The 12,022-nt window shown below is 42.4% G+C and carries 8 protein-coding genes and 3 tRNA genes; all 11 read right to left on the minus strand.

Annotated elements, in window-relative coordinates; translation table 11 throughout:
- Positions 1 to 41: 41 nt before the first annotated feature.
- Positions 42 to 1,490: a phospholipase A gene (locus tag ACTXGF_RS25725; RefSeq protein WP_443533401.1), complete on the minus strand. Its 1,449-nt coding sequence runs from the start codon at positions 1,488 to 1,490 to the stop codon at positions 42 to 44.
- Between the two features lie 384 nt (positions 1,491 to 1,874).
- Positions 1,875 to 4,013 carry a protein-disulfide reductase DsbD gene (locus tag ACTXGF_RS25730; RefSeq protein WP_443533399.1) on the minus strand — a complete coding sequence of 713 codons (2,139 nt, stop codon included), beginning with the start codon at positions 4,011 to 4,013 and terminating at the stop codon, positions 1,875 to 1,877.
- A 47-nt stretch (positions 4,014 to 4,060) separates the two neighbouring features.
- The gene (locus tag ACTXGF_RS25735; RefSeq protein ID WP_443533398.1) at positions 4,061 to 4,609 is read right to left on the minus strand and encodes a protein-disulfide reductase DsbD domain-containing protein; all 549 of its coding nucleotides are present in this window, start codon (positions 4,607 to 4,609) and stop codon (positions 4,061 to 4,063) included.
- Between the two features lie 245 nt (positions 4,610 to 4,854).
- Positions 4,855 to 5,292, minus strand: a complete 438-nt coding sequence (gspG, locus tag ACTXGF_RS25740; RefSeq protein WP_102094728.1) for a type II secretion system major pseudopilin GspG — start codon at positions 5,290 to 5,292, stop codon at positions 4,855 to 4,857.
- 521 nt (positions 5,293 to 5,813) lie between these two features.
- A complete protein-coding gene (gspF, locus tag ACTXGF_RS25745) occupies positions 5,814 to 7,016 on the minus strand; it encodes a type II secretion system inner membrane protein GspF (protein WP_057758190.1) in 1,203 nt (400 codons plus the stop codon).
- 83 nt (positions 7,017 to 7,099) lie between these two features.
- On the minus strand, positions 7,100 to 8,161 hold the full coding sequence (locus tag ACTXGF_RS25750; protein WP_443533396.1) for a hypothetical protein: 1,062 nt from the start codon (positions 8,159 to 8,161) through the stop codon (positions 7,100 to 7,102).
- Between the two features lie 320 nt (positions 8,162 to 8,481).
- A complete protein-coding gene (locus tag ACTXGF_RS25755; RefSeq protein WP_443533395.1) occupies positions 8,482 to 9,423 on the minus strand; it encodes an AraC family transcriptional regulator in 942 nt (313 codons plus the stop codon).
- Between the two features lie 445 nt (positions 9,424 to 9,868).
- Positions 9,869 to 9,944, minus strand: a tRNA-His gene (locus ACTXGF_RS25760).
- Positions 9,945 to 9,985: 41 nt separating this feature from the next.
- A tRNA-Arg gene (locus ACTXGF_RS25765) sits at positions 9,986 to 10,062 on the minus strand.
- Between the two features lie 105 nt (positions 10,063 to 10,167).
- Positions 10,168 to 10,244 (minus strand) — tRNA-Pro (locus tag ACTXGF_RS25770).
- 254 nt (positions 10,245 to 10,498) lie between these two features.
- Positions 10,499 to 12,022, minus strand: a complete 1,524-nt coding sequence (locus tag ACTXGF_RS25775; RefSeq protein WP_443533393.1) for an McrC family protein — start codon at positions 12,020 to 12,022, stop codon at positions 10,499 to 10,501.

Consider the following 12,022-nt stretch of genomic DNA (forward strand, 5'->3'; position numbering starts at 1 on the left):
ACCTATGTTAGAGCCTTTCTCAAATTGATGCTCTTTCTAAATTAAAGCCCTTTCCAATCGTTCAGTACAATACCAAAGCCGATAGAGGTATTTTCATGATTGTAATCAATGATCGACTCACCATATCCCTGGAATAGCTGAACCATACCATTAACGTTTTCTGAGATAGGATAGATATAGTCGATTTGCGCAGCACCTTTATTGGTACCTGGATTGTAGCGCAAGGTACCGCTAATGCTCTGATCAGCCGGCAAGTCATACAAGAATTTGATATCACCGTAGCCCATGTAGTCTTCGATATCTGGATTATCATCATCGCTACTATTTTCACTATTTACTCGAGCCCATAGGCGCGGTATGACTGAGAGTCTGCCCCACTCTGCACCTGCCATGAGATAGGCACGATTCCATGAACGTGATAATGGATCATCTTGTCCATTCGAGTGATGCACAGCACCTGCGCCCAACATACGCAGACGTCCACCAAAAGGCAGATCTGCTGTCACAGGTTGGGTTAAGAATATTTCAGGTTGATAATCGGTAGCACGAAATGGACGCGAGTTGTCTTCGTTATAAACTTGCCAATGTGATTCTTGGGTATAGCCAAACCATAGATCAGCACTGGTATCAAACAAGTCTTCTGCGACTTTTGTTTTTAGGGATAATTGGAATTTTAGCTCAGTTTCGCGTATATCATTAGAATCAAAAGGATCTGTTTCTTGCGATGGTGTACTTGGATTCAAATTAGGATCGAAAGTATAGAATAATGGCAACAGATATGTCGGTCGATATGGTCTGACCGTCCAAGTACCACGCTCACTGTTTTTATCTAGGTCATAAGATAGACTGAGTGGCGAGAATTTTTCGATGTCTGTTTGAGTGACACCGACACTTTCTAAAATCTGTGCCTCGCTATTCGTTTCAGCATCTACTTCTACGTTGCCATTTGCCTTCAATTTGCTGGCAGCTGTTTGCTGATTAGTCATTAAAATGGTATCTGCATCTTCAACTGTCGTACCACTCATCGCCGTTTGAGACTCAGCCAATATCACTTTTGGATTACCTGAGACCGTACTTTGAAAGGTTTTTGCCAAATCGATTGGTTGTTTGGTTGAGGTATAGCTTGGTGTCTTACCTTGTTCAGCTACCTTATCAAAACAAGCTAGGCGAGCAGCACTAGACTGGACTTGAGTACATTCAGAAAACAGCTTGGCTTGCTGAGCAATAAATTCTTTGCTGATTATTTTGCCATTTTGTGTACTCATATCAGAAGATATCGCACTGTTATCAAGACTCTGTGATAGGTCAAGATCCTCGTATTCAAACGCAGCTTCAGGTGCTGGCAGTTCGTTATAAGTCTGAGAATCATCAGCAGCTTGTACTTGTATCGCGGTACAACTCAACGCAAGCGCAACTGCAATACGAAGAGGCATAGGTGCATTCTGGTAAGACAGCTGTTGGTGACGCTGAGTAATGGTATGGGCAAACATAAGTGTCCTTTATCTAACTAGCATTAGCGCTAGCAGAGTATATGAGGTAATTAATATAGCCATTAGCGTTATCGCTAAAATAGAATTGACTGATACTATCAGCTAATCGCAGATATTAGGAGCGGAAAAAATGACAATTAGTGCCCCTGCTGCATTGTTTCTTTATTGTAATGAAAATATAAGCACGATACTAGCTTTATCGATAGTTAAAATAACCACCTATCAATATAATTGCTTATATAACAAATACTTAATAAATATTCTATAGTATGAATTTAATGGCATCAAAAAAGCCAGCATACTTTTTTAGTATACTGGCCTTCTTAACATTCTTAAGAGTTTTCGAAAAATTACACTGGTTTCTTAAGTGTTCATTATTAAATGTTAGTTGTTCAACGCCGATAATGTTTGCTCAAATTCTGAGCGACCGATCTCACCCACTTGCTGATTTACTAGCTGACCATCAATATAATACAGTAACGCTGGTGGACCAAAGAGTTGGTAACGAGACAACACGGCTTTTGAGTCTGCCGTTGTCTCAGTGATATCGAGCTTTACTAGTTGCCAATCTTGCATCTGTGCTGGACGATTGTGAAACAGATTCTTGTCCATAATGCGGCACTCAATACACCACTCTGCTGTCAGATCGACAATGACATTCGGATTTGCTGCGACAATGGCATCTAACTCTGCAAGCGTCGTGATAGTCTTATCAGTGGTGCTATCACTATTCACTGGTTGACCAGACATTGACTGTACCATCATCGATGGTGCACCCAATGACGCTAATGGATGTAAGCTATCATTATTACCCAACGCAGCGCCAACTATTAGGCAAGTCGCCCAAATACCAGCGATAAGGCTTAGTGCTTGGGTCAGCATACGACCTTTACCTAGCCAATTCCATGCCCATGTTGCCACAACCATAAACCACAATGCCCATACCATCAGCATGACTGGCGATATAAAGACGCGCTCAATCAATAGCAGTGCTACGGCAAACAGTAGTAAAGCAAAGCCTTGCTTAACCCAATTCATCCACTCGCCTGCTTTTGGCATAATCTTGCCTTGAGTAGCACCGATTAGGATAAGCGGCGCTGATAAACCAAAACCCAGCATGAATAAAGCGGCAAAGCCGAGCAACGGACTACCAATGGTAGAGACCGCTAATAATGCCCCAAATAATGGCGCAGAAACACAAGGTGACACGACTAGCGCTGATAAAAACCCAGCGATCAAACTGCCGCCTGTACTACCAAGCTTACTGTCACCTGCTTGGCTTAAGCCTTGCATCTTTCGACTGATTGTATGCGGCAAACGTATACTAAAAAGCCCCAACATATATAGCGCGAGCAATATAAAAACGATAGCAAAGCTGATGAGAATGATCGGATTCTGCAGCCAACCAATAATACCTAAAGACTCACCGAATACTGCAATGACAGCGCCCAAAATACCATAAGCAGTCGCTACCCCAATCGCGTAACTGGTGGTCAAGATGACACCGCGTTTGACCGTTGGGTTTTGTTCGCGGGCTACAATGTTGGCCACGATAGGTAGCATCGGTAACACACATGGCGTCAAAGCTAAGCCTAAGCCTGCTAAAAATAATAGTACTAATGCCAACCAAGGGTGAGAGGCCAAACCAAAAGGATCGCTATCAACGAAACTGTTGCTCAAGGTACTTTCGCTATTGGCCGTCTCGCCTGTTACGCTGCTATTTGCTGCAGAAATCGTATTCATCGCTGCACTACTATCTAAAGAATCATACTCTACAGCGCTGTCATCAATGAGATCATAGTCAATAGCACCATCGTCTGTCAGTGCTTGCGCCTCATCAGGCAAAGTATTATCAAGAGCTGTTGAGCTTACTTCCTCTGGTGTCGCCTTAGCACTATTCTCTGAATCGGTCGAGCTCGCACTACTCGCAGTACTCTCACTATCTGCTGATACCTGTGTCGATGCGGCTACAATATTGACAGTCGTATTAATCTTTTCAGGTGGATAGCACAGTCCTGCTTTTGCACAGCCCTGCCAGCCGACGACGATAGCGGCACTATCTATATTCTTGCCACTATTGTTCGTCAGTGTGGTGGTAGCGACCATATTCGCTTGGTCAAATACCTGTACTTTGCCAAATGTTGGATCATCTATCGAATATGGTGTCTGGCTAAAGGTAAAAGGTGCAGCCGTCACGCCAGCGGGTAGCGTAAGCTTAATTTGCTTTTTATAGACGTAATGTTCAGGAGTGATATCAAAATTAACAGATAACCGCGTACCTGCTTTGACAGGGGTACTATCTGTACTTACCTGAAACGCTTGATCTACTGGCAAAAACTTTGACTTCGATGAGCTTTCACTACTACCGAAAAGGTCACCTAACCCTGCCGCTTGTACCGTCGATGTCGCTGATAAACCTGTCAGCAATGATCCACTAGCGATAGCAAGCGCTAAGATATGGGATTTTTTCGAATGGGTAGATACGCTAGATGATGAGGACTTTGATGATGTCTTGATGGACATGAATGGCTACCTATTATTACCGATATTTTAATCAATCTGCTCGCTATTTATTTGCGCGTCGCAGCAATGTCTATCTTGGTTTTGATTTTTTCTGGTGGATAGCATAGACCTGCTGTTGCACACCCTTGCCAACCAATAATAATAGGCGCGTTTTTGGCTCCCTTACCATTACTGGTCGTCAGTGTCGTGGTTGCAATGACGCTTCTTTGCGTAAATACAGGAACCTGACCAAAGGTCGGATCATTGATTGATACTGGTGCTTGATTAAAAGTGAACGGCGTGGCGCTTATTCCTTTAGGGAAGCTCAACGTAAGCTTATCCTTGTAGACATAATGCCCTGGCGTAATTTCAAAACTGATCGACAACCGCGTGCCTTTGGAAGTCGCTTTGGTATTACTGACCACCTGAAAGGCTTCATCCACTGGTAAGAACTTCGATTTTGCCGAGGAGCTATTGTTAAATAAGTCATTCAACCCTGCTGCTTGTGCACTGACTGATGTCATTGACAAGGCCGTTACTAATGAAGTGCTTGCGACGGTTAGAACCAATTCATAAAGGTTTTTAGAAAAGTATTTATTAGACTGTTGGATCGACATAGATAATTACCTTTAATTGCAGTTTGCGATGACTATTTTGCTGAGCGCTTAGATATATTTATAGCACTGGCTATCAAACTTGTATTGAGCAGTAGGCAGTTTATCTACTGATAAAAAATATCAACCAATAAGGGAATATTGGTTGATATTTATAAATTGTTGAAAGTGCATGGATGACCGAATGTTTCATTCTACAAAGCTATATCAGTATCAGAATTTGTTCACTATACGTCTGTTATTAAGCTTTATAGCTGAGCATAAAGATCCGCATCTTGACCTTCACCACCTTGTTGACCATCAGCGCCTAACGAAAACAAATCATAAGGCCGCCCTTCACTACCTGGTGCAACATATTGCATCTCATTTTCCCAGCCATCGGTTGGATAGCCACCTTTAATATACCCACCTTCAGGATAGTTTTTTGCATCAGCTGGCGGTGTCGTAAGCGCCTCTAACCCTTGAGCAGTCGTCGGATAGCGCGAATTATCAACCTTGTACATATCTAGCGCATTTGAGACAGTAGCAAGCGCCGTTTCAGTTGTTTTCACACGGGCTTTATCACTTTGACCAACTACTTTTGGTACCACTAATCCAGCAAGAATGGCTAGGATCACAATGACGACCATAATTTCGATAAGAGTGAATCCTGCTTGACCAGACTTTTTTGTCGCACTGCGCTGCATAGCTGAAGAAGCAGTCTTATGGTCAGTTACAATATTTGAATGGGATTGCGTATTCTGAATAGCACTTTTTGGCGTCATATTTACTTGGAATTTGTCAGTCATAGTCATCGCTTTGGTCATCACAGTTATGTAAATAGTAAAAGTGGCGTTCTATTATGGCTTTCATCAATGATATATCAATGAGTTCTGAAACTATTGTCACTATAAACCATGGTTTTACTTTTATCCAGCGCTGCGCCTAGTTTGAGTTTGCTATTTCAGCCGAAGCTAAATATTGAATGACACCAACTGTATGACTATTGATTCGTGCTTACTATAGCGCGGCGCTTGTGTTTGCCATAGCAAAAATAGCGTTCGTTTAACAATATACAACAGTAAGCAAACCTTAAGAAAGCTAGTCCAAGGTTTAGCAAGCAAGTGAGGTTATATGAATAGAGTAAAAAAGAACTAAATAGATATTTTGGAAAAGGCAAACTGGCTGCATGTAAGGAATATAATTAATAATTAACTAGCGCGTTAACTTAGCCTGCCAAATCGTTCATATTAACGATAGGTAGCATAACCGCCATTACAATAATCATGACTACTACGCCCATCAGCACCAACATTAGAGGTTCGAGTAATGATAATAAGGTGCTAATAAAATTGGTTGCTTCTGCCTCCTGCATATTGGCGGCACGGCTGAGCATATTTTCAAGCTCGCCTGAGTTTTCTCCACTTTTTATCATCTGTACCATCATCGGTGGAAAGTAAGTAGATTTCTCTAGTTGACTAGACAAGCTAGAGCCTTCTGTGACCCTATCAGCTGCGGTGATAATGGTTTTTTGGATATGTAAATTGGTCGTGACCGCAGCCCCAATATGTAATGCCTCAATCAGTGGCACCCCTGATCGTACTAGTATCGCAAGGGTACTGGCAAACCGCGCGGCATTCAGACCTTTGGACAATCTTGCTAGTATCGGCAATCTAAGCACCACGCTATCAATTGTTAATTTACCTGCTTGCGTTTGGGCGAAACGGTAGAATAAAAATGCGGTACTAGCCAATACCAATAGTATTAGCCACCACCACTGAGTAATGATATTCGATAGCGTGAGCACGATTTGAGTAATTAAAGGCAGCGCTTGCTCAGACTGTTCAAAGACTTTAACAATTTTGGGCACAACGAAGCTCATCAGCCCCATAATTACCGCAATTGCCATTACCATTAGGACAATTGGATAGACCATGGCCCCTTGGATTTTCTTTTGGAGGGCAAAACGGTTTTCGGTATAGTCTGCTAGCTGATTGAGGATAAGATCAAGATGACCAGATTTTTCGCCTGCGGCAATCGTAGCGATGTATAACGGCGGAAAGCTAGCAGCTTGTTGTAGGGCACGTGCTAAGCTGAGCCCTTCCAAGACATGTGAGCGCACTGCAAGCATCAGGGATTTGATATGCGTCTTTGGAGATTGTTTAGCAACTGCTGCCAAGGTTTCCTCAAGTGGGATACCCGCGGCCAATAACACAGACAACTGACGTGTCAGCAATGCCAACTCGTATGCAGACGGTTTTTTGTAGCGGTTTTTGCTCTGACTTTGTCTGTCATTGACCGGGTTGACTTCGACCGGTGTCCATTGCTTATCACGCAACTGCTGGCGAATTTGCCGCGCAGAATCCCCCTCTAGCAAGCCTTTTTGGACAACGCCATGGTCGTCAAGCGCTTTGAAATGATAGGCAGGCATAGCAGCGGATATCCTAAGAGGCTTACAGGTAGGCAGTTATAATTAATGACTTAATAGAAATTTATTAATTTGATACTCGACGCTTAAAAAAGTGGCGTTGAGTCATTACTATCAGGCATTAAACCTTGTAATAACAAGACATCCAAATGCTGCTGCTGTAGCTTTTTATCAAAGTCATTGACCTCAGCGATTAGCATTCTTTCAATACGTTTATCACTCGAAAAAACGCTCAAGCGCGCACAGATGACAGCCAACTGATAAATGCGTTTTTTGCAATAACCGTCAAGACCTTGTAATAGCCTAACCATATGTGGTGTCTCAAGACTGGCGTAATCATAGTCAGCCACGACTTGCTGTCCAAGGGCTGTGACACCATAAGCAATCGACAAGTGAGCACAGTAATAACAGCTGAATAAATAACCAACCACATGACCGATATAATAGCCTCGATCGTAGGTAAAACTACTCACGCCAAAGTGACCAAGTACATAACTGTTGAGGCTACCTTGGTCGCGAACTGGCTTGCCGTGCTTTAACTTACCGACTGTAGCAAAGCACAATGGATTGCCACCATCTTGAGTCGTCAGCTGCCAACCGGCGGGCTGCTGTGCAGGCATATGACGCACGATATCTGCAATAATGTCATCAACTACATGCAGCTGCTGCCAGAGTCTTTCGAGCGTATCCGTATCCATCAACCCACGTTTATCAAGCTGCTGCGCAAGTAAATATTGCTGATATTCTGCGAATTGCGGCTTCAGGGTTTGTACTAAGTAAGTAGGACGCGTATTGGCAGATGCCATATATAACAGTCGAGTACGCTCATGCTGAGCACGATAAAGCGCAATACGCCGCGTAGCGACATTGGTTTCTTGAGCAGCAGGTTTTACAGCTACTGTAAGACTATCGGATGACTCAGATATTACTGCTTTAGTTGCTACCGCATCGATATCTGACAAAGTAAACATCGTCAATAATGCCGCCTTATCAGGTGTCTCTACTTGCTCATTTTTCGGCGCATCTTTGCCGACATGCGAGTTCTCTACAGTAGTGTTTTTATCAACATTACTTTCTATTTTAGTAGTTGCAGCAGCCTCTTGTTGGCCATTGCTTCCTGCATTTAGCTTTGCGGTCGGTTCAGTCATAACATACCATCAGCAGCGAAAATAAACATCGTCTCGATCCTTTTATACACCTATCATATAAGGACATATAGCGCGTTATAGCGCCAACGCTTTTGTCTTGACGACTCATCAACCCATAGTACCTGAACACAGACTCAATGTCAGCTGCCCTTAACTAAAATAGCCATAGCAAGTTACCAAAGGCCTTATAGATATGAGTGACTCAATGTTTATAAACAATATGTATTCACAAATTGAAAAAAGCGCCAAGGACATATAAATGACCTTAGCGCTTCTAATCGAGATTCTACTTAAATAACTTAAATAAACATCAACTAGAACTATGCAAGATTGTTCTGTCGATACTGCTGACGGTATGCTTTTGGCGAGACACCATACACACGTTTAAATGCCTGACTAAAAGTCGAATCTGAGGCGTAGCCCACCATTTCGCTGATACGGCTAATACTATTTTGCTGTAAGCGTAAATAGCGAGCCGCCAATCGTAAGCGGTAATCGATCAGATAAGTCAGTGGTGGCATACCAACGGTGTCTTTGAAACGCTGTGCAAAGCTGGAACGCGACATCCCTGCCACTTCGGCAAGCTGATGAATGGTCCAGCTCTCACCCGGTGCCCCATGCATTGCGGCTAGCGCCTTAGTCAAAAATGGATCCTTCATGGCTTTGAGCCAGTTTTCTGTGGCTTCAGGCAAGCTTTCAATATAGACGCGCAAACACTCAATCATCATGATGCTTGCCCAATGATTGATTACAGCCGTTTTGCCCATACGCTCACGCTCAGCTTCTAGTGTTAGCAGCTTTATCTCTACATCAATCACTTCAAACCGTCCGTCAGCAGCATCATTGAGCTCTGGCAATATCGGTGGCAGTACTGACAACAGAGGATTAATCATCTCTTTGTCGTACTTACATTCGATCAGTATCAAAGAAGAATTGGGGTCGCCATCGCCATCGCCATCGATATCAAGTGTACGCTCGGTGCAATTACTCAATAGTTCATCAAGCGACTCAGCAACATCGCCATGGTGATTAAGTGCGTAACTCACATGCTTGTGCGCATTCGGAATCATGATCATGTCGCCAGCGCGAGCTTCTCTTAGACCATTACCAACATCGATGCAAAAACCGCCAGACATTACTAAGTAAAATAAAATGGTGTCTTTTCTAGTAATAGAATAAGACCAATTGCCAGTGCCATTTAGACGATAATACTTAGTCTCAAATAAATGCACGTTTTGCAGCAATACACTTAGTGCGTCCATCAATCAATTCCTCAATAATGCAGATTAATAACGATTCATCTTAAAAAATAATAGTATCCTTAATAACAATTTCTGTCAGTTTCCTCTATGCCAATACTTGCTCCAATAAATAATTTTTATTAAGTATTATGTCTGTGATAACATTTAAGCATAATGCATCATTTAAAACGTCATGTCTATTTACTTATTAGAATTACTAAACAATAATAGAGTAGACACAGTCACGCTAGGCCTTAAGGAAAACCTATAGGCAATGTTGATAAGAATTTGGGGGGTTATCTAGTATTGAAGGTGCTATCAAACTCTATCTGTTTAATCTTTGAAAGACAATTGCAGAGATAAAATCGAATAGGCATAAAAAAATCGCCATCAAGGGCGAGTGCTATTACTGATATATTTTTAGATTAAGATATGATTTGTATGTAGATACATACAGAATAAAATATGGGGCGACTGATGGGACTCGAACCCACGACAACCGAGATCACAACCCGGGGCTCTACCAACTGAGCTACAACCGCCATAACTATTGCCAAAGAATAGGCAAGATTTGCAGGCTAAATGGTGCGCCTGGCAGGATTCGAACCTGCGGCCACCTCCTTAGAAGGGAGATGCTCTATCCAGCTGAGCTACAGGCGCTCTTAGAGGACTTTTATATACTAAGTTTACTTTACGATATATTTTACTATATCAGAAACTAAACCGTTATACATAAAAAAAAGCCTGTAAGGCTCTTAAAATAGATGGTCGGAGTGATAGGATTCGAACCTACGACCCTCTGGTCCCAAACCAGATGCGCTACCAAACTGCGCCACACTCCGAAATTCTCTATTATCACGATAGTTTGTTAATTAACTCGTTGTTGGCAATGCCGCTAACTTGTTAATGTTCCTCGCTATCGAGGTGCACATATTAAGGGGTAAAGGCGATTGTGTCAACACCTATTTTCGATTAATTTCAAATAATCGCTAATTTTTTTAAAATTACGTCAATTTCACCAAAATAACGGTAGCAAGACCCTTTTCTTATTTACCTATCAATTAGTCAGTCATTCGCGCTGTCATTGATAACGATATTAGTCTTCGTCCAAATGTGGCAGTACTTCACCGTTGAGTGTGCCTGTCAAAACATCAAACGGCATTAACCATAAATGGGTATCAATTGATTCATTGTTTTTAATATTATCGCTACTAACGCTATCATTACTGCCATAATGAGTTTGCTGCTTGAGCGCTACTGGCTGCCTATCACTACCTAGCACCGGATAAACTAACCAGACCTGCCCGGCCAAGTAAGCTTGTTCATAGCTGGTCAATTGATAGGCGTCGCTTGCACTAATTGCAGCGGCATGCGGTAAGTATTTCCACTTAATATCGATGACATGGCTGTAGCGACCTTTGGTTTTGTTTTTGGCTTTAGTTTGACTAGCTGCTGTACCGTTCTGATTTTGACAATCATCATAGACGGTTTTAAATATCAGCAAATCAGGCCGTATAGATAAGCACGCTAGTCCTTCAGCATCGTTTAGCCATACACTTTGGGTTTGGTAAAAAGGACGATAATTGCTACTAATCTGTTGAAACATCGATGCGATACGCTGACTTGCCCATTGTTCAAAAGCTTGATTCATATCAATCAACAAACACAATCTTAGCTGAGAACAATTTTGTCTATTTGGATCAATACCGTTACCTGTCGCAGCTGTCGTCTGTTTCAATAACCAGTATGCCAAGTCTACTAACTGCTGCGCGGCATGCAATTTTTGCTTTTGGAGTGGCTGAACGTTTAGCTGACGCTTTGCTTGAGCATATATTAACGCTATCTGCTGCATTTCGCGGTTGTTTAGCGTAGGCACTTTCTGCCATGGCTGCAACAGTTTTGAAGAAATAAACTGGGGCAATAAAGGCATCAAGTAAACCAATGCTCTTTTAATCAGCCGATTGGCCAACATGTTGTGACTGAATACGCTACTTTCACAGATGAACTTATGCGGTTGCATACTATTGTGACGCAGTTGCTCTTTGATGAGCAGTCGACCTTGCAGGGATGCCTGATTTTCAATCTGAGCCTGATAATGCTTGGTTGGTTGATAATCCATTAAACGCTGCAAAAATTGCTCAATCAACCAGTCTGATATAGGCAATACTTTTAACGGTAAAGAATTGGACTGGGAACTAAACTGACCGAAGTTTTTCATATCGGGTAGCTTACGATTGTTATGCGCATCAAGATGAATCAAATCCGATAGCATACCCTGTATCCAATGACGAGTCTGGACGATATCGCTAGGCTGAGTGGACTGATTGAGCTTTGGCAATATCTCAAGCGTCATGCTACTGGGTAGCAGAATAATTCCAATATAGTGTCCAACCTTAAGCTGCCACTGTCCTTGCTTACGCTTGATAGTAAATACTGCAAACTCTTGTGCCATTAGCCAGTCGAAGTCAGACGCGTGCAAAAAATCATGCATGGACAAACGTTGATGCTCAAACACGGTGATAACATTCATAGTAGCGACACTACTGTTAGGGATACGAGTCTGGCGACTGCTTACCCTAATAGAGTGTTCCTTGGCGTGATATGGATTATTCATTATCAT

It is taken from the genome of Psychrobacter sp. 1Y6, from assembly GCF_052258385.2.
Taxonomy (GTDB): Bacteria; Pseudomonadota; Gammaproteobacteria; order Pseudomonadales; family Moraxellaceae; genus Psychrobacter.